This is a genomic window from Paenibacillus crassostreae (assembly GCF_001857945.1).
Classification (GTDB): Bacteria; Bacillota; Bacilli; order Paenibacillales; family Paenibacillaceae; genus Paenibacillus_AQ; species Paenibacillus_AQ crassostreae.
Genome location: NZ_CP017770.1, coordinates 3,545,765 through 3,564,722, shown reverse-complemented (window position 1 = coordinate 3,564,722; position 18,958 = coordinate 3,545,765). Strand labels below are relative to the sequence as shown.

Below are 18,958 nucleotides of genomic sequence, written 5' to 3'. Positions count from 1 at the left end.
CTATTCCGTTTTACTTAAAGTCATCGTACCTATTCAACTAATGTTTCCCGTTATCAACGAAAATCACGTTATCACCTCGGTTGTTTATACGATGATCTATGAAGTTAAGCCATCCCGTTAAGCGACAAAAAATCCTGTGCAGTAGACGCACAGGATTCTCAGTTGAAACCTTAGTATTTGTTTGTCACTACCGATAACTGATCTGTTTGACCACCTAGCTTATTGTCAACGGTCACATGGCCGACAGGGTAGGCAACTATAGTAATCTCGTCACCAACTGCAATATCGCCGCTTGGGACAAGTCCAATAACGTCGATGATCGTTCCATCTTCGGTAGTTCCGACAACCTCGGAGAGCATACCAATCTGACCTGTTTCACTATCTGGTGGGTAGTCTTGGACAATAGCGACATATAAAGTAAACTCGACTGGTTTTCCGTAATAATTCCATGGTGTCTTAAATACCGAACCAGCGTCGGCTTGAATGGGCGTGACTGGCTCGTTCTTAATGGCCTTCAACATGTCTATTGCTAGATGTATGTTGCCATTCTCCATGGCATCTAACTCAGCGGTATTCCATTCGGGATTCTTACTTCTAGCAAGTGCTGCCTCTGCTTCAGCTTTTGCTTTCGCTTCTTCCTCGGCTTTCTTCTTGGCTGCAGCTTCTTCTTTCGCTTTCTTCTCCGCTTCTTCCTTCGCCTTTTTCCCAGCTTCCTTCTTTGCTTTTTCGTCCGCCTTTGCCTTAGCATCAACTGCATCGTTTGCATCCGCTTCTGCTACGGCAGTGGTACTCTTGCCATCTTCAATGCCTTTTGCCGTTTCATCAGGTGCCGCTGCAGTTATGGTCGCTAGGAACAGAACTAATGAGATGAACGCAAAAAGCGCTGTCTTACCGCGAGAAAATTGCATCTTTGTGAACTTGAGAAATGTGGATGGTTTGATGATTGCAATAAGCAGATAGATGAATACGAAAAACAAAATAATTGCGATAAAATCTAACATGTTTGACCCCTCCGGTTATGTTTAGGAACTTTTCCCATTATATAATCAATTTCCTTAGTTTGGTAGGTTTCTTTTAGGAAAAAAGTCACATGTTAGCAGCCTTTTTTCCTAGATGTATTCGAGTAACGCTTTTGAGCGGCAGACTTCGACATTCCTAGTCGTGCTAATCTCTTAATATTGATGTTATTTTCCAGCTATCTTTAGAATCTAAACTAAATTTTAAATTGTTTATCTCGTACCGTTCATCGCCATTTTTATCTTTATAGGTAATTTTCACAACTCCTTCACCAACACCAGCATTTCTACTAAAGCTAATAACTCCAATTTTTTTTATTGAGACTATATGATATTCTTTTCGTAATTTAATCATATTTGCATAGTAATCAATGATATCTGCTGTTTGTGAATCCCATTCAAGGAATTCACTTCTTGATACGGATACTTTACGTTATCCCTAATCAAATACACGCCAGTATCGCTGCCAACATGAGAAATATACCGTTTCACAATTACATCTGCATATTTCTCATCCAGTTCCATCGTATAGCAAATTCGATCCGTATCCTCGCAAGCAATTAATGTACTTCCTGAGCCACCAAATGAGTCGAGTACAATATCACCAATCTTGCTGGAATTTTTGATCGGATAGGTTATCAGCGGAATAGGCTTCATGGTCGGATGAAATTCATTTCGGAATGGTTTATCAAATTCCCACAGAGTAGTTTGCTTTCGGTCACTGTTCCAATATTTTTTATAAGTTGGCTTATTTCCATAAAGAATTGGCTCATGCTTCCAGTGATACGATTGCCTTCCGAGGCACATGCTGGACTTCGCCCAGATACAACATTGTGTCAATTTAAATCCAGCATCTCTAAAAGCCATCCTAAAGTTCAGCCCTTCACTATCAGCATGAAAAACATATATGCTCGCTCCATCATCTGCCACTTCATACATCCGTTTATATGCTGCCAATAGAAAACCATAAAACTGCTCATTATCCATCTTATCATTTTCAATTTTCAACGCATCTTTGGTCTTTCCGGTATAATCCACGTTATAAGGAGGATCAGTCACAATTAACCTGGCTTTCTTACCATCCATTAACGTTGCCATATCCTGCTCATTTGTGCTATCGCCGCAAACTAATCGATGTTTACCTAGCAGCCATATATCACCACGCAAAGTTATTGGATTCTCAGACAGAGCATCATCAACATCAAAATCATCTTCATCTGACTCATCGTCTTTGTTAAACTCATCGAATAGCTTCTCAGCTTCCGAGAAATCAAATCCAGTCAGCTCGATATTATATTCCTCTTGCTTCAATTCATCGAGCAATCCAGCTAACGCATCAAAGTCCCATTCACCTGTGATTTTATTTAGCGCAATGTTTAAAGCTTTTTCTTTCGTCTTATCAACATCGATCAACACACAATCCACTTCTTCGTATCCGAGCGCCTTCAACACTTTATGTCTCTGGTGTCCACCTACAATTGTATAGTCTCTGTTGCATATAATCGGCTCACAATAGCCAAATTCCTCAATACTCTTGCGAATCTTCTCAAACTCTGGATCACCAGCTTTTAAATCCTTCCTCGGATTATAATCAGCATGAACCAGTTGATCAATTTTTAATTTTATAAATTCCATTGTCTATTCCCCTATTCTGTATAAAGCAAAAAGAACCCTAGCGATTAGCCAAAGTTCCTGCGTTAAGTTATGTATAATTTAAAATTTTGGTATTTTGAACCGCCATTTAACTTGATAAGTTTGCACTCGATAAGCGAAATATTTCAACCCGTTATACCACTGCATTTATTCTCAACTCCTACAATTCCAATTGATTACCAATATTGCTAACGACATCATGCCAACATTTTTCGCGATAGTCGTTCAGCACATTTGAAACTTCCTCCACCAGCAACTCACATCGTTTTGTTAGGCTAGTCGATAAATGAAGCATCCGTAGACGAACACGTTCCTCGTAACCAGCTTCTCGCAGTATTTCATCTACTATTTCTTGTTCTACACGTTTACGAACAGTTTGCTCCAGACTATTCGTTAAAGTTATCGTGTCAGGAATAACTTTACCTTTGTCATATTCCGTCATCTTTCCTTCCAGCCAAGACACGAACAGTTCAGAATCCATAGCATTCAATTCAACACGATTCGTCTGTAGCCATAGCTTCCACTGTTCAGGAACATATGCTGCAACAGGCTTTTCATCTTTCTTCTTCTCCAACTCTTCAACTTCCAATCCCATCTTCATTGCTTCCCATGGATCGAGTCCAAGATTGATCACTTTTACTTTTCGTCCAGGACGGGCTTTTGTTTCCTCAACGAGCGTCTCATAAATTTTAGTTCCTGCTGCATCAGCATCGTGTATACAGAAAAATTGCAACTCCTCTCCGTTTCGCCAAGCATATCTAACAAATCCTTAACGGCTCGACTTGCATACCCTTTGGACGTGACCAATGCACAATCGAAGCGTTCAGGAAATTTCACATCTTTAAGTAGTGGAAACAAACCTTCCTTCTCAGAATACAGAATCTTATTGAACGTCCATTCAGGTCGCTTATAACCTTGAACAGTCAATGTTCCAATTGGAATTTCCTGACCAGTATGCGGATGATACAATACTCCTCGATTATCTCGATACATTTTCGGAATATCACCATGTACAGCCTCGTAATCCGTAACCACACCACAAAAGTAACCATACTCAAGCTGCCTGTTCAATTCTGTGATAATATATGGCCGAATCGCATAATACACTTGTCGAAGGCTGAAAGGTAAACGCCCATTCCCACTTGCTTTGTCAATGGCAGCTTGAAGATTGTTCAGGATGATATCCTTCTGCGATTTACGTGTTTCCTTTGGCAGACTGCGTTTCGCTTTACTTGCCGCTTTCGTGACGGCTTGTACAATCGCGTCCTTCATTGGTTTCAGATCAGGTTCCTTCCCATCACTGACAATCGGCATATATGGCGTAATAATATTGATGACGATATGGGCAAGTTTCATATTTATATTTTCGAATAAACCACAGCCTGAAATCACCATGTCCTTTTTTCCACGATACAGGTTCATCTGTCCTGTTATAGGCGATTTGTTAATGAGCACATCGAGTCCAGCAGGAGTATCAAAATCAATCCACGCTTCAACAGCAAATGGAATCTCGGCTCCATACATCCCACGACCAGTAGGCACAGTAAATTGATCATTGGAGTTATAATAAGAATAACCTGCAACTTCTCCCATGCTTCCTAGACGATCTGGATTTACTTGTTTGCTACCATTTCGAATAGTTCCAAGTAGCTCTTCCGCTTCCTCGAACGTCATTGAGTTCGATAATCGATTCTTATAACTACTCGCCAGTTTCCCAGCTTTGGCTCCAGTACAACCATCAAATTCCGAAACCAAATCTCGAACGCTTCCGCTATGTCCTTGGCACAATTCATAAAACGATTCCGATGTATACCAGTACCCTGACGTTTTACCTTTATACTCATCACCACGATTATAATAGATAGCTGCTTCAGCCCAATCCAGGTCAACCTTTAACGAATCACCAAACTGAATTTCAATTGTAGTTCCAGTATTGACATCATCACCAATAATCTCAGCAATGGACGATCCATCCGGCTGAAACTGTATTTGATACCGTTTCCCTCTAGTTGATACATGCATAGTCCCACCTGAAGCAATCACCGATCCAGTTACCACTCGTAGACCATTTCCTAGTGCGCCGCGAGTTGGCATCCTCAATATTTTACTGGACATAAACGGACGATTAATCGAGAATAATTCTGACAGTAGAGCAGAATCGATACCCTCACCATTATCCTTCACATAGAAACCATTCGGTTCTAAGTAGCCGACCTCACATTGACCACAGTGATCGAGTGCGTTATCGGCCAGTTCCTTTGCAACCAATAGTCCAAGTTTGTCTCGGCTCACTCCAGCCTTCTGCGGTAATGTTTCCAAACTCCTAAATTTCATCCAATCGTGAATCGATACCATTTCCATTTTAAAATTCTCCCTTTACGTTTTAGATTCATCAAGATATATTTCCATGTAAAAATTCAAAATTTTAAACTTTTGGGCATAAAAAAAGAACCATACGAATATGGCTCTAAATAGCTTCCTATTACATTAATTGTTTCAATTCAAAACCAAGTTCAAATACCTACCGCAGAAAACCCAAAAAGTAAGTGCGCCTTTTTGCGTATTTCTTTGCTGTCGCCCCACCAATCCAAGGAAAACCATCTTGGAGTTGGCGGATGCGATAATTTTGTTTTTTTGGCGTGGTGCATTTTCTCCCTATATATAGAAGAAGTTGTACCACGTTAATCAGCTATCCGATATCTTCCCATTTTGAATGGATACGATGATTCTTAAATGTGGCAATATATTTAGTACGATCACTATTTTTATCTTTTTTTTCATAAATCTCAAAACCAAGATCAGCAAAATTTTTATTAATCAATTCTTCGTTTCCTCTCCAATTTCTCTTCAGCCAATTTCTGAATTTTTCACCAATACCATCTTTTCCTTCATCAATTTTAGACAAAGGTAACGGCAACTTATTAAAATACGTGATATTCTTCGAAATCCATTTTGATATATCATCCGCGAATGCTTTGACTTTATCCTCAAGTCCATACAAAGAATCATCGTGGAGTTGATGCCATGTGTATTTACAATTTTTAAAGTACCAATCATTTAATTCATATACTAGCGGTTGAAAATCACGTAAATACGAGTCTCCTTTTGAATCATCAAATGCTATATAAATATGGATTGGGGTTTTATCCTTTATCTTTCTTAATGCTGTCCGATGAATAATTTGCAAAATTTCCGCATAAAGTTCACCTCTGTAGATCATCTCCAATTTCATATCTTTAAACCAACAAGTTGAATTTTCATCTTCATTAATATCTAATTCAACATCGTCACCATAAAGACTAATTGCAATGGCTTTATAATAATCCGCATTCATTTTAGGAACAGACGTTAAATACAGTGCCAAAATATCTCTTAATATATTTTTACCAGTCGTATTTAATAGATTAATCGGCTTCGTATTTTCATTCACCTTTATCTCAAATGAGTCTAAGTGAATTTTATGAATACTCCCCATCCCCTTATAAATCGGTATATCATACTTCATAGGCAGTACAAACATTTCGGTATGAGCCTGGTGAAGTTTAGTGATTCGCTCATGAATCGTCTTTTGAGTAGTCGACTTTTCCTTACTCCTACTATATTTGCTGGTGTTGATAAGATCTTGAATAATTGTCAACCGAGAATAGTCATTGTAATTCTTAACTTCCTTCAAATTAAAGCCAATATACTGTCGTTTGTTTAAGACAGCAGTCCCATCAAGCACTAACATGTTCATTTTAAGTTTCATATAGTCGATTCGTTCGGATACGATAATTTTCCTGCCTACTACACCTCTGTCATCGTAATTATCAATTCGCCCAACATTATCCTCATAGAGCAACTTTTCAAAATGCTTCAATTGTTTAATCGACTCTATGTTCCTTTTACTCTCATCAGATTTGAGTATCTTTTTGAGAATAGATTTCAAGTTTTCAACTCGAATATTATCTTTATACCGATCATTATAAATCAATGCTTTAGTATGGCTGGTCTCATTAATATATAGATGATCCGAAATCAAATTACTAATTTGAGACCTGTAATCTTGAACCAAAATATTGGATAATTTCAATGTTTTAGATAAATTATCGAACCAGTCTAGTCCATTATTTTTACTGGCGATATCAAAAAAAGAACAATTTTTACCACTCGGCTTCTCATCAACTATGAGCATTCTTTTCCGTTTATTGATTAAATTCTTCGGATCTAATTTTTCTCTACTACTAAATGCCCACTGATTATATTGATGCCATGTGGAATATTGATTTTGATTTCCATAACCTAGTGCGAGATTGTCCATTCGAGCATGTGTAATAATCACAATCTGATGATAAGGAACATATATCTCGATATTTTCTTTATTATCCTTATCAACGACCACAATACAATTTTCATTAAACGCTTTCATTTCATTAAATATATCATCGGCCATATTATTTTCACGGATAACCATTAGAACAGGAATTTTCTTCTTATGCTTTGTTTCTGATACAAGCCATTTTAAAAAACTGATCAAAACAGTCGTTTTACCATGACCCATACTGGCATTACAGACCCATGACACATTCGGATCAGACTTCTGCTGCTCATGTTCACCATTCTTAAATTCTAAAAATTGGGTAAATTGCTTATCATACTCGTCATAAAAATCGAAGAATACATTAGCGATATCCCTAAATGCATCCGTATGGATATTAGTCTTATGACCTTTACCTAAATAGTTGAACATTTTCCCGATTTCTTTGTCTCGATTAACTGCCACAGACTCACTCCTTAAATTTGTGTATTCTTAATTTCCTCTAATGCTTGCTGAAATTCATTGTTAATCTCATATAGCCAAAACTTCTGATGCTTATCGATGGTTAATGCGCGAGTAATATAACGGATATTTCTAATTTGTAAATTCCGCATCATCTGGCCATCGTAACAGTAAAAATAGTTCAAATTGATTCACCTCCGTTTTGATTCAATATAGTGTGAGCACCAATCAATATGGTCATAGGTGTTTGTTGTCTTTGTCTTTTTGTCCTTCTTCTTTCCCTTCCTCCCCGCTCGTAGCGGGGCTATAACCCATTAAGATATATTAATTTTGATCGCAATAGATTTTGAGTAAGACATTATTTTCTCAGCAATCGTTACCTTTGTCCCGATATATTGTTCCAAGTCATAGGCTTCCTCTCCAGAACCTCCCGTTACATACTCACTGGCAATAGAGCCAAGATAACGTTCAGTTTGGTCGAATAATGCGAGGTAACCTTTAGTATTGTTTTGCAAATGCATGTCCAACTCTTCTATAACATCAAACAATTGAACAGGGGACATATCTGGGTTTATTTTGAGCAGCTTCACGTAATGGGCTCTAATCGGCTTCAACTTTAACTCCGGCTTATTACTGATTTTATTGAACGCGTAGACAACATTTGCTTCTCTTTCCACATCGATTTCAATAAAGTGCTTCCCGATAACCGAGCGAATCTTATAGATACCATCTGGCAATACCACTTTTACTTCCTCACCGTCAACCACGCCTAAACCATCTTGTACGGCAAGCCGCTTACCACCGAAGTCTCTTCTCAAATGATTCAGCGAGCTCACCTCCAAGATATCTTGTTTGCTGTAATTTTCATGCACCCTCATATTAGCAATGATTCCTGACGGACAAACTGTCCAGCAAAATCCATAGTTGTCATTCCGAGCGTAACTATTACCGCTGATCTCACTTTTAGTAAGAATGTAAGAAATTTGCGCCGCGCATGAAGCAAGAACGGAAGGCTCCGCATAAATCTCAAGACCTCGCTTTCGTATCTCCTCGTTCAGCAGACTGTACGCTTTTCTTCGTTGCTTACCCACTTCTTTCCGCTGATCTTTGCCAATAGCCTGACTAGGATCATAAGTCGCATCAATATTTTCTTTCTCACTCATCCAGTCATCATAAACTGGCTTTAATTCAGTAATAATACGATTAAATGTAGCCGTATCGCACATCGTTTTATCTTGAAGCAACCTATAGGTTTGTCGGCTTGGATTCACATACCCCTCGATTTCGTCCTTCAAAACATCACCATCTTCTGAGAACACTTTCTTCATCCAGTTCTCCGCACGTATCACCAATTGATTTAAGGGTGATTCTGCCCATTCACGCTTTTGATAATTTCTTTTATCGCCAAAGTCGATATTGATCATAAAATAAGGCTTCAATCTGGCTTCTTGCTTTAAAATTTTCGGTATGACAACAGGGACTTCAGACTTCTGAGAATCTATGACATCGCCTTGCAGAATTTTGGAAACTGCACATTCAAAGCTGTATTGGCTTGGATCGCCATTGTTATGTTCACAAGAGCGATTAGCAAAGGTTGTGCCAATGTTGGTTATTTTCCCAGTTTCGTTCGACAAGGAGAACAATTCGTATTCGATGATGGATTGTATTTTTAGAGGTTTCTCCTTCGTTTTGGGCGCTTCATCTGAACATGGAATAATCACATCCGAGTTGATAATATTCCACAGCAAGATTTCATTATCGTAAACACTGATCTGATCCCAATCGAAATCTGCGCCCCCAATGCGTAGCGCGGCAAGGGAATGGGCATTGAATAGTACCACCCCATCGATATCTTTGATCCATTTATGATCCGACTCTACGAATTCCATTTTGAGCGTCTCACTGTAATGAACGATAGGATTGCGAATACCGACAAATCGCCCTTCTCTTCCTTTGGCATAAAATTCTCCCTTATGAAGGAAACCAACGATTTTATCTACATCGCGGTACATTGCCCATTCCATAAAAGCAATAGGATCAACAGCGATAGGATTTGTAAATCCTCGAACATAAAATTTCCCTTGATAAACATCCTTCACAATATCTTGTGCTCGTCCAGCCAGCCACTTTCGCATATGGGGATCATCAAGCATTCCATCGTGTATGTCCAAGGCTTCAGCAAAATAATCTCGCAGTTCATAATCCGATTCCTCTTCATGGGGATACATGCCAAGGTAAGCTTTGATAAATGAAATATTCTGTCCCTTAACCAGTTCTCTCGCTAATTTGGATGTCGGCAGCACAAGACGATTCAGTTCCTTTGGTGTGAGCGCAAATGCCTGTATATGTTGATAGGCGGTTTGGATATAGGGATTCGTGTCCACCATTTGTTTACTTACAGCAGCTATGGCGATATGCTTGAATCCATAATGATCCTTGAGATCATCGTACTCTTGAATGCTGGAGAACAATTTGTCGTCATCTTTCTCTTTCTCTAGAAACATCTTAAACTGACTTGCCGTGAGGATCAGATCAATCTCCTTAATGGTATGAGGCTTGCCCCACAAATCAGGGATAGCCGTAATGCCATGTTTAGCGAAATAGGCTTTAAAATCCATTTTCAGCAATAATCCTTTCTGCATCAGATCACGATATTGAAAAGCGCTTGGCACATAATCGAGTTTTAATGCCTTACTGATTTTCGTCGCCCATTCAATTGAACAAAGTCCCATTCCATCGAATAAGTTTGTATCATGCGAATAATCCTTCATTGCTGCCAACTCTTTGCCTACACTATAAGGAGTTAATGGAATCTGTATGCGCTCCTCCGTCTGTGAAAGTTCATAGGCAGGATAATAGATTCCTTGAAAGAGGGTGTGGGCAACTGGCTTCAATATATCTTCTGCACGGACATACCGATTCTCATCAAACCATTTGCCATGAGCCTTATGAAATTGAAATTGGGATTTGGGTAGTTTAGCAAGAGCATCCTGTGATAGTCTTTCTTTCGCTTCTGCCTTAGCTAACTTATTCTGCTCTTGTTGTATATCTTGCTGAATCATAAGTTGTTGGATACGTTCATTTTCTTCGGCTTCGTTTTCTGTCTTCCTGTAATTACGTACCTGAAGGACGTTCTCGGTAACAGGCTTGATGGCATCTTCGATTACGCATATTCTTGGCTTGTTCTCAACAATATTAGCGCTGGATAAACACAATCCAATCGAAGCCAGATACTTGCTGATAATGGTTTGCTTGATTTGTTTATTTTTACCGAGTGATAAATACTCATCCAAATGGTCTCGCAAGTCTGCTCGAACGAACAAAGTACGTTGAGATCGTTTCATCGAAACACTGCAAATAGAACGTAAATAATGAATATCAGCTATCCATATTCCTTTCTCGATGATCTCGGCAAATGATTTGCGCTTGGCTGGATTGTTATCTCTTTCGTTGTCTTCTATCATTTCACCAGTTAATATGAAGGCATCAGTAGTATAGTCGTTTCGATTGTCATATTGCGGTGGGAACGGCTTGTTGAGTAAGCGAAACAGGGTGTGGTAGTATAGGTTCTCTGACTGCTGGATCAAAACAGGTTCTTGTTGCGTAATTATGAATTTGCCATTAGAAATTCCGATGTTGCTTTTAGAAAGCTTAATCTGACGTATGCGAACAATGCTTTTTTTCAAGGTGTTATGACCTCCAAGTTTTAAATGTAAAATATATTAATTCACTATATAATTTCATTTGTTACTTTCGGAAAAAGCATCTACCCTTTTAATCACCATTGTTCCAAAACCCTTATAGAACAAGGGATTCTTGCTAATTCGCAATTTCTATCCACCAGTTCAATAAAAGAAAAAATATAAAACTTGCTGATTTTCACTTGTGTTTTAACGTGAATCGTGATAAATTATAAAAGTAAATTATGCAAATTGAATATGTTCTTTTTCAGTTTTTGTACTTTTAATGTTTCAGATCCTACGGAATACAAGATTTATGGATGCACAAATATACCTCCTTAATTGGGAATAGTAATGTAAATATGTACCGTTTATTAGGCACACTAATCTAATATATCTTATGGAAACTACTGTATCAAGTAGTTTATTTTTGTTTATAGAATTCTTACAAATGTATACAAAGTAAAGAACCGTAGGCGATGTGCTCTCGGTTCTTTATCTTTTCTATATACAGACATTCTGGAACAGCAAATACCTGCTCTATAGTAGTTTAAATCAACATTTTATTCTGTAAAATGAATATCCAATTCTCGAAGTTTTGAAACAATATCTACATTACTTTCATAAAATCTAAAACGATCGCCTTGAAAAGTTGATATTAGTAAGTATCTTTCAGCAAGTTCTTCTATCACATCTTCCTTTGTGATTACAGCATCTGAATAATTATCTTCAATTTCTTTCTGTAGTTTTTCACGATCACTTTCACTAAGATTAGAGGAAAAGCTTTGAATCTTTCCTAAAAATCCTACTACTTTTCCTATCCGTCTCTCATATGTGGTCTTAGACGTTTTAGTCACTTTTTCTGAAGTTGACGTGCTGTACTCCGTATAAATCGCATAATCCTTGATATTGCTAAGTTTTATTCGAGTGCTACCGATAATGATAAATAAAGGTTTATTCATATGTAAGCCATCCTTTAGCAAAGTGTTAAACTCAGATTATCATGTTTAAGGATCGCTATCAATAATTTCAATTTGAAACTCGCATTTTATTGAGCAACCTCCAATTTTTCAGATCATTATATTTCGGGCAAGCTTATATATCCAATTGCTTGACCGTTTCCAAATTTCTCAAGCATTTTGGGAGCTGCTTTCTGAAATTTATTAAAAAGAGCACTGTCTTGTAATTCTATACCATCAAAAAACTTTCTCCCTCCGTCCTCACCACTTTCTATGATACTCCACTCTTTCGGCTCATAGACAGATACTACTTCTCCGTTTTGAATTCCAACTACATATCGAATATTTTTAAATCTTCTTTTATCAATAACCCAATTTCCACGAGTTGCATTATATAGATCTTTTCCTTCAGCAAGGGTATTCTGAATTTTAACCATCAATATTTCTTCAGTCATGATAGGCCTCCTCAAATTTGAATGCAGATACAACAGTCATTTCGTAGGATTAAATCTTGGAAACAACAAACCTTCAGTGTTATCAATAGATCCTATTACCCACCATTGCTTTCCTTCGTTTAATTCAGCCATCAGATTATTGTCAGAAGATATACTATATCGATAAAAATCGGGAAGAGAACTATACAATTTAACAAATTCAATCTCAAGTAACTCGGATTTATTCATGAAAGAAGTTGTAATAGGCTCAGCATCCGAAATAATTTTAAGTATGTTTTGTTTAATTGTAAACACTTTACTCATGAGTATCCCACCTTGTTTTTTTTCTTACTTTAGTACCTAATGCAATAACCCATTCATATCATCCAAAATTTACAATTCTCTCGAATAAAGTAGCTACCATCTATTTTAACAGTTTCGTCGGTGAACGACTCTACCTTACCTACTGTATCAAGCTCTCCATCAAGCCAAACTTCTATTTCTCTTTGGAATGAAATTGATCGTTGAAAGTCAGTATCTAGTTTGCATGGTTTTCTGATCATAATGCTCCTCAAGAAAGTTAATTAAATCCCTTTTAATCTGGTTATCATTGGTTCCAGTACACTTTTGGCTATTTCTTCGGTGCCATGACCAACACACGTTTTTTTATTCCATTTGAAGGTATGCAGTTTATCGTTCCCTTCAAACAGGAAAACCAATTCGTCTCCATCCTCTGTTATACCTACTTTAGTATACCTAATACCATTGTCTAGAAGCACATTCTCAAATGCAATACGTAATCGATTTATGTTTGTTGGATTAATCGTCTTAATTTTCAACTCTACCCCTCCATACAAAATTATATTTATGCAGTCATTTCTAATCATTTCTACTGTGGTTACAACCCCAACCCATTCAACAAATCCCTCAACGCAACAATTTCATCCTTGGACAACGTAACACCTTTATCCATCTTATCATGCTCAGGTGACCATTCGCGGATATCATATTTAGGTTCGCGGTCATTCCAGCTAATGAGATTGTTTCTTGCTCTATGCAGTTTGCTCTTGCCCGAAAAGTTCATCAATATTTTTCACTCTTACCTTTAATGTATTATCTAATCCGTCTACTTTGTCTGACCTAGCTGTTCCGTAGACATCGAAGTCCCAATGCCCTTTGACAAGTTTTATTTTTATACTTTGACCCTTGTATTTATTATTTCTGTCAATATCAATATATTTAAATATGATACTTTCTGGAATAATTGCAATTTTACTTTTATTTAATGCTGTTTTTCCACAAACAAAAGCAAAATACATCTGCCTTCCTTCAGATTTAACACTTTTCAACTCATCAATCTGATTTTCAGTAAACGGAAAATTCCATCTACAACCATTCTTTTGACTACTTTCATTGACTGGCTTTTCGCTAGACTTAACATACACACGAAAATCGCCCTTATTAGTAGTGAAGTCATATATTTTTCTATTTGGGTCTATTCGTTCTTCAAATATGGCAGGAACAATTCTATTGTTTAATAGATAAGAAAGAAATGCTCCACAAAAAAAGTCTTCTCGAGTTAGGCTCACAATGAATTCTCCTCTTTATAAATTTTCAATCCGTTCAGCAAATCCCTCAGTGCAACGATCTCTTCTTTAGACAACGTGACACCTTTGCCCATCTTATCGTGCTCAGGTGACCATTCGCGGATGGCGAATCAACTCCAGTCTTTACCACTTAATAGATCAGCAATTTTCTCCGCTTACATTTTTTTCATAACCATCCATGATAGAAACATCATAATATCGTTTTCCCATCATCCCATTTTTAGAAATCTAAATGAAATCAGTTTCATAGTACTTATCAACAAAGAAAAATCTATGATCACAAGCAATATCATAACCGAAATCACTGTGATTTCTTTAAAATGAAGATTATTTCATCTTTAATCTGGGATAATCTTTTTTCAATTTGATTGCGATGGTCCTGAAACATATCGATTTCAGAGCCAGAAAAATCTCTTAATTGATCAGAAAATAAAACGGTATGACCGATCATCTTACCCTGATATTCCAAAGGAGTACAACAATACGATTTAAATCCGTCCGCCATCATTTCCTTCTTATGATTTAATGTTACAATGTCTTCACCGCGTTCAATATTACTTACAATTAATGTATTTCTAAGGTAAATCGGCTCTTCTGCCCCACCTGGAATATCCATTTTGACATCAAGCCCATGTGAATATTCTTTGTAGCCATCTGGTATACTCGGACCTGCTCCGAACCATAATCGTTTTTCATCTTCCTCAAATAAATAAGCTCCACATAGCAGACCATTTAACTTTTCTTCCATCGTCATACAATAATGACTTAGGGAGAGTCGAGTTTGGAGAGAAAACAGTTCTTGATCCCCAATCAGTTCTGAATCGTAGAGTTTTTTGAAAACATTATATAAATCAGATTGTCTTTTGTTCATTGGATGTATTTGTGTTAGTAATGTTCTTATTTCTTTGGTCAGCTTAAAATGTTTCAAGGAATCGATTATATCTTTCATCTTATTTACACCTCGCAGTCTGGCAACATCAAATGCTAGACAACCCCTTCTTATCCTTAGAACTTATCCTTTCCTGAACAACCCTCTCCAAAAGATCACGAACTATTTCAAGGTCATTCGCCGTTAATGGTACTCCATCCCAGTGAAGTTTCGAATTTTTAAGAATCGCTTTCGCATTCGTACATTTATATTGGGGATGAAGATCATCCGTAGCTCCGATTATATAGTCGACGGATGTGTTGAAAAGTATGGCCAGCTTCTGCCACACTTCAATGGGCGGCTGTCGATAATTTAGTTCATAACAGGCATAGGTGCTTTTAGCTACACCGATTGACTCTGCTACAGCTTGTAAAGTCATCTTTCTTTCTTTTCTTAATAATCTTAAAGTAGAGACTTTCATGGGAACCTCCATTTGTTTCGTTATTGATTGCTGGCAAAGTCTAAGATTTTATGTTCAGAATGTCGTAAATCATAAAATTGTCCTTTAGCCTCAACTAAAGGATTGATAAGATCGTCTGGATGGAGCATGACTATACGAGCCACTTGACCATCCGTCAAAATCACATGATCGCCAACCAATCTGTTCATCATGTTCATGATAAAACTATGAACAATCTTTGGATCAAACAATCCATAGGAACTTTTGTAGATTTCCTGAAACACTTGGTACAAGGGTACTGGTTTCTTATACACTCGTTCTGAAATCATCGTATGAAACACATCAGCGACTGATACGATCTTACTGAATGGAGTGATCTTTTCGCCCGAAACTCCAAATGGATATCCGCTGCCATCTTCTCTTTCATGATGCTGAAGCGCAACTAGAGCTTGTTGTTCCGTCATTTCTGAAATATTCCGAATCATCTCATACCCCAAAAGTGTATGGAGCTTCATTTCGGCATACTCGTCAGCATTAAGCCTACTTGCTTTATTTAATATCAAATCAGGAATCTTAACCTTGCCAAGATCATGCAATAAACCCGCAATGGCAAGTTCACTTAGCTCTTCGTCTTTCATCCTCAACCATTTTCCGATTAAAAACGAAATAACCGCAACTCCAATACAATGTCGATAGGTATAATTATCCTTTTTACTTAATTCTAATATAACATTCGATAGGTTATTGTTGATACATAATTCTTGGATTTTCGGCATTAACTCATCCTGTATCCCTTGATTCGATAGCTGTTCCGTTTGGTGATGAATCTTTTCATAGATCGCTTGAACTTCTGAAATCGCTTCTTCCATTATGACTTCCGTAACCAGTTGGATGTCTTCTCGCCATATCTCGATTCCGTGTTGGTGAAGGAGATCAAGATGATGATTGTCTAAGATACTGTTCTGAGGTAGAAGTAAGCTGCCTTGCCTCGAATAAACATTATTATTTAATCTTCTCCCAATAAAACGCGTATTATCGATAAGAGTCACCCACTTAAAGTTGGTTAAAACTGTTATGATCAAACGTCTTTTCTTCAATCGGTTCAAATATATCCATGCTTTGCCGATCAATGATAACTCGACCTTCAAACATTTTCTTCACAATAACTTTCTTTGTTGCTTTAAGGCTTGTCACTACACCTGTGATGCCACCAACATACATGGCAGAGATCGTATCTCCCGCTTCAAGCTTGGAGCCTCGGCAAACGGAATTGTCCAGAAAGAAAATGATATTCCTTGCTGAATAAAGGTCGCATTGGATAACGCCTTCTTTTCGGATAAGGATGTCTCCATTCGACTTTAATGTTGAGTTCTGACCTTGGTTTATGTTGATTTGGACTTGCGATTCCTGACTTAAAGCGACTCTCATGAATGCTTTCTTTAAGACTCGCAAGAAATCTTCCATTCTAGGAGCTGTCATGATTTCCACTATTTTTGTTGGCTGGAGGAATAACTCTAAATAGTTGTTCAGTTCTTGCAAAGCATCTTTATTGTAAGACTGTATGCCTGAAATAACACCCATCAATTCTTTCAGAACATCCCATACTTGCTGATAATTGCTTTCTATAACCAGTAGCAACACTTGGCCATACCGCACTTGCATATTCTTCTTACTGATTTCACTTAATAACATTTTTGCGCTTTGCATCATTTTTTCAAGTATATCCATCAACTGTTTGGAATTATTATAGAGCCTGTTATAAAGCATCCCGAAATATCCAGAATACAAATTACTCCCGAAGACGTTTCCCTTCACTGCAATACTCCCAGTGGCTGTTAAAGTCGAATTAAAAACGCTGCCAGCCACATAAATGTTCCCCAGTGATTCAATAATCATGTTATCCATAACATCTCCGTAGACAATCACGTCACCTGCAAATACGATATTGCCTGTTTGTAAGTCAACGTTACCTGGCACAAGGTAAGCCGTATTGATGTCAAAGTACTTAATTTGATTACCTGTGACTCGAGGTCTTCCCTCTTTTTTAGCAATAACAATGGAATCCGATGTAATCTCTACGTTATCCCTCCCAGCAATACGAATGTCCTTAACCGGATCGGGAAATAACACATTTCCAAGCACATCATACCCCGTTTGTCCTTCTACAGGTGGTGTTTTCTTAGCAATGACATCTCCACTCTTGACGGAGGGAATGTTCATGTGATTTTTATAGTCGATTAACCCCCGTACCTCGGTTAAGATGTTCTCGATGTTTTCCGAGAAGAATATATCCAGTCGGGCGTCCTGACCTTGAACAGGCGGCTTACCTCTTGCGATCTTCACAGGTCGATGAGAAAGCTGAAGGATTTCCATATGTATGGCTGGTACATCCAGATTCATCTTAATGTTCATATTTTCAACTGCTGTAAGAATATCTTGCAGGTTGATGGTCTCCAAAACGATTGATGAATCTTCCTCCGCAGTCAGTGTTACACCCAATTCAAGAGCCTTATCAGCTAACGACCATGCATGTCTCTGTGTGCGATTAATTGTTAAATATGCATCTATTTTGTCTTCTGATACTGATATTTCGAATAAGGGCTTTTCTTCAATCTTCCACTCGATTACGCTTTCAGAAGAAACTTTAGTCTCTTTACTGATCTCTTGTCCATCTATCAACAGCTTGACAGGAGCTTGTACCTTTAAAGTAGGGACTTTACCCCCATTGGACGGATTTCCAACAATGACCTTTCCATGCTCAACCTTAATAAATCCATCCACGACCTCATCATCTAGGTTAATAGGCGTAGTTGAAGATGATCCTATTCCCTCTCGTTCCTGTGAATGAGAATATTGGTCGAGTTTCTTCAACAACTTTAATATTTCTTGTTCACTGATATCTGACATAGGTAACACCTCACTTGTTATATTCCTTTCAATTCGCTAAGGCTGTTGAAACGGCTTCGATAAAGTCTTTATTATCAAACGGTTTTGCGATTACCGTAACACCCTTATTCATTCTCGAATCACACTGTAACTTTTCAATTGAACCTGTACACATCAAGATCTTGGCATCGGGATCTACTTTCGTAATCTCTTCTATGAGAGAAATGCCATCCATAATAGGCATTTGAAAATCGACAATCAATAAGTCGGGGTTCGTCTCAAAGTAGACATTTAAAGCCTCACGTCCATTATTTGCTTGTAAAACGACTTCATGACCTGCCTGAGTAACTAAAATTGAAATCAAGAAGCGAACAGAAGGGCTATCGTCAGCAATCATTATTCTCGCCATGTGTCCCTCCAAATATAAAAATATAAACATCCAGAAGAGTGATGTTTTAGAGGTTCACCTCACCTTCGGTAACTTGGCGACCATAGAATTATCTTCCTTAGGTCCATAGTTTTGCGTCCCTACTTTTTAATAGGTTTGCCGTTTCGATTTGAGCATTATGTAGTTCATGTTAGCTTTATTATATTTGCAAAACGCAAACATTTCAACATTTTTTTGCAATATTCGAC

At 37.7% G+C, this 18,958-nt stretch carries 19 protein-coding genes and 1 riboswitch; all 19 genes read right to left on the bottom strand.

The window, feature by feature from the left end; translation table 11 throughout:
* Positions 1-170 precede the first annotated feature (170 nt).
* The 19 genes from LPB68_RS16425 to LPB68_RS16340 all read right to left on the bottom strand — a co-directional run bounded on the left by LPB68_RS16425 (position 171) and on the right by LPB68_RS16340 (position 18,731).
* A complete protein-coding gene (locus LPB68_RS16425) occupies positions 171-1,001 on the bottom strand; it encodes a hypothetical protein (RefSeq protein WP_068661059.1) in 831 nt (276 codons plus the stop codon).
* A gap of 366 nt (positions 1,002-1,367) precedes the next feature.
* The gene (locus LPB68_RS16415; protein WP_068661057.1) at positions 1,368-2,651 is read right to left on the bottom strand and encodes a site-specific DNA-methyltransferase; all 1,284 of its coding nucleotides are present in this window, start codon (positions 2,649-2,651) and stop codon (positions 1,368-1,370) included.
* A gap of 178 nt (positions 2,652-2,829) precedes the next feature.
* A complete protein-coding gene (locus LPB68_RS16410; RefSeq protein WP_068661056.1) occupies positions 2,830-3,303 on the bottom strand; it encodes a hypothetical protein in 474 nt (157 codons plus the stop codon).
* A 2-nt stretch (positions 3,304-3,305) separates the two neighbouring features.
* Positions 3,306-5,030, bottom strand: coding sequence for an ATP-binding protein (locus LPB68_RS16405; protein WP_068661055.1), 1,725 nt, complete (start codon positions 5,028-5,030; stop codon positions 3,306-3,308).
* A gap of 328 nt (positions 5,031-5,358) precedes the next feature.
* Positions 5,359-7,431 carry a hypothetical protein gene (locus tag LPB68_RS16400; protein ID WP_068661054.1) on the bottom strand — a complete coding sequence of 691 codons (2,073 nt, stop codon included), beginning with the start codon at positions 7,429-7,431 and terminating at the stop codon, positions 5,359-5,361.
* Between the two features lie 11 nt (positions 7,432-7,442).
* On the bottom strand, positions 7,443-7,613 hold the full coding sequence (locus LPB68_RS23170) for a hypothetical protein (protein WP_198402183.1): 171 nt from the start codon (positions 7,611-7,613) through the stop codon (positions 7,443-7,445).
* 129 nt (positions 7,614-7,742) lie between these two features.
* Positions 7,743-11,114 carry a hypothetical protein gene (locus LPB68_RS16395; RefSeq protein ID WP_068661053.1) on the bottom strand — a complete coding sequence of 1,124 codons (3,372 nt, stop codon included), beginning with the start codon at positions 11,112-11,114 and terminating at the stop codon, positions 7,743-7,745.
* 557 nt (positions 11,115-11,671) lie between these two features.
* Positions 11,672-12,070, bottom strand: coding sequence for a hypothetical protein (locus tag LPB68_RS16390; protein ID WP_068661052.1), 399 nt, complete (start codon positions 12,068-12,070; stop codon positions 11,672-11,674).
* A gap of 116 nt (positions 12,071-12,186) precedes the next feature.
* On the bottom strand, positions 12,187-12,522 hold the full coding sequence (locus tag LPB68_RS16385) for a hypothetical protein (protein ID WP_068661051.1): 336 nt from the start codon (positions 12,520-12,522) through the stop codon (positions 12,187-12,189).
* Between the two features lie 36 nt (positions 12,523-12,558).
* Positions 12,559-12,825, bottom strand: a complete 267-nt coding sequence (locus LPB68_RS16380; RefSeq protein ID WP_068661050.1) for a hypothetical protein — start codon at positions 12,823-12,825, stop codon at positions 12,559-12,561.
* A gap of 53 nt (positions 12,826-12,878) precedes the next feature.
* Positions 12,879-13,064, bottom strand: a complete 186-nt coding sequence (locus LPB68_RS16375; RefSeq protein WP_068661049.1) for a hypothetical protein — start codon at positions 13,062-13,064, stop codon at positions 12,879-12,881.
* 21 nt (positions 13,065-13,085) lie between these two features.
* Complete coding sequence (locus LPB68_RS16370; RefSeq protein ID WP_068661048.1) at positions 13,086-13,340, bottom strand: hypothetical protein; 255 nt, start codon at positions 13,338-13,340, stop codon at positions 13,086-13,088.
* A 59-nt stretch (positions 13,341-13,399) separates the two neighbouring features.
* Positions 13,400-13,585 (bottom strand): YdbC family protein, encoded by a 186-nt coding sequence (locus LPB68_RS22375; RefSeq protein ID WP_082865834.1) that lies wholly within the window; start codon positions 13,583-13,585, stop codon positions 13,400-13,402.
* The gene (locus LPB68_RS16365) at positions 13,554-14,090 is read right to left on the bottom strand and encodes a hypothetical protein (RefSeq protein WP_068661047.1); all 537 of its coding nucleotides are present in this window, start codon (positions 14,088-14,090) and stop codon (positions 13,554-13,556) included. Before LPB68_RS16365 ends, LPB68_RS22375 begins: the two co-directional genes overlap by 32 nt.
* Before the next feature lie 319 nt (positions 14,091-14,409).
* A complete protein-coding gene (locus LPB68_RS16360) occupies positions 14,410-15,057 on the bottom strand; it encodes a GAF domain-containing protein (protein WP_068661046.1) in 648 nt (215 codons plus the stop codon).
* A 28-nt stretch (positions 15,058-15,085) separates the two neighbouring features.
* Positions 15,086-15,457 carry a helix-turn-helix domain-containing protein gene (locus LPB68_RS16355; RefSeq protein ID WP_068661045.1) on the bottom strand — a complete coding sequence of 124 codons (372 nt, stop codon included), beginning with the start codon at positions 15,455-15,457 and terminating at the stop codon, positions 15,086-15,088.
* A 20-nt stretch (positions 15,458-15,477) separates the two neighbouring features.
* A complete protein-coding gene (locus tag LPB68_RS16350; RefSeq protein WP_237087896.1) occupies positions 15,478-16,518 on the bottom strand; it encodes an HD-GYP domain-containing protein in 1,041 nt (346 codons plus the stop codon).
* A complete protein-coding gene (locus tag LPB68_RS16345; RefSeq protein ID WP_068661044.1) occupies positions 16,490-18,343 on the bottom strand; it encodes a flagellar assembly protein A in 1,854 nt (617 codons plus the stop codon). The genes LPB68_RS16350 and LPB68_RS16345 overlap by 29 nt, the downstream gene beginning before the upstream one ends.
* 28 nt (positions 18,344-18,371) lie before the next feature.
* Positions 18,372-18,731, bottom strand: coding sequence for a response regulator (locus LPB68_RS16340; RefSeq protein WP_068661043.1), 360 nt, complete (start codon positions 18,729-18,731; stop codon positions 18,372-18,374).
* A 64-nt stretch (positions 18,732-18,795) separates the two neighbouring features.
* Positions 18,796-18,881: riboswitch (cyclic di-GMP riboswitch) on the bottom strand.
* Between the last annotated feature and the right edge of the window lie 77 nt (positions 18,882-18,958).

Coding starts and splice junctions, on each gene's coding strand:
- LPB68_RS16425 (WP_068661059.1), bottom strand. CDS start 1,001: ATGTTAGATTTTATCGCAATTATTTTGTTTTTCGTATTCATCTATCTG.
- LPB68_RS16415 (WP_068661057.1), bottom strand. CDS start 2,651: ATGGAATTTATAAAATTAAAAATTGATCAACTGGTTCATGCTGATTAT.
- LPB68_RS16405 (WP_068661055.1), bottom strand. CDS start 5,030: ATGGAAATGGTATCGATTCACGATTGGATGAAATTTAGGAGTTTGGAA.
- LPB68_RS16390 (WP_068661052.1), bottom strand. CDS start 12,070: ATGAATAAACCTTTATTTATCATTATCGGTAGCACTCGAATAAAACTT.
- LPB68_RS16385 (WP_068661051.1), bottom strand. CDS start 12,522: ATGACTGAAGAAATATTGATGGTTAAAATTCAGAATACCCTTGCTGAA.
- LPB68_RS16380 (WP_068661050.1), bottom strand. CDS start 12,825: ATGAGTAAAGTGTTTACAATTAAACAAAACATACTTAAAATTATTTCG.
- LPB68_RS16375 (WP_068661049.1), bottom strand. CDS start 13,064: ATGATCAGAAAACCATGCAAACTAGATACTGACTTTCAACGATCAATT.
- LPB68_RS22375 (WP_082865834.1), bottom strand. CDS start 13,585: ATGAACTTTTCGGGCAAGAGCAAACTGCATAGAGCAAGAAACAATCTC.
- LPB68_RS16360 (WP_068661046.1), bottom strand. CDS start 15,057: ATGAAAGATATAATCGATTCCTTGAAACATTTTAAGCTGACCAAAGAA.
- LPB68_RS16355 (WP_068661045.1), bottom strand. CDS start 15,457: ATGAAAGTCTCTACTTTAAGATTATTAAGAAAAGAAAGAAAGATGACT.
- LPB68_RS16345 (WP_068661044.1), bottom strand. CDS start 18,343: ATGTCAGATATCAGTGAACAAGAAATATTAAAGTTGTTGAAGAAACTC.
- LPB68_RS16340 (WP_068661043.1), bottom strand. CDS start 18,731: ATGGCGAGAATAATGATTGCTGACGATAGCCCTTCTGTTCGCTTCTTG.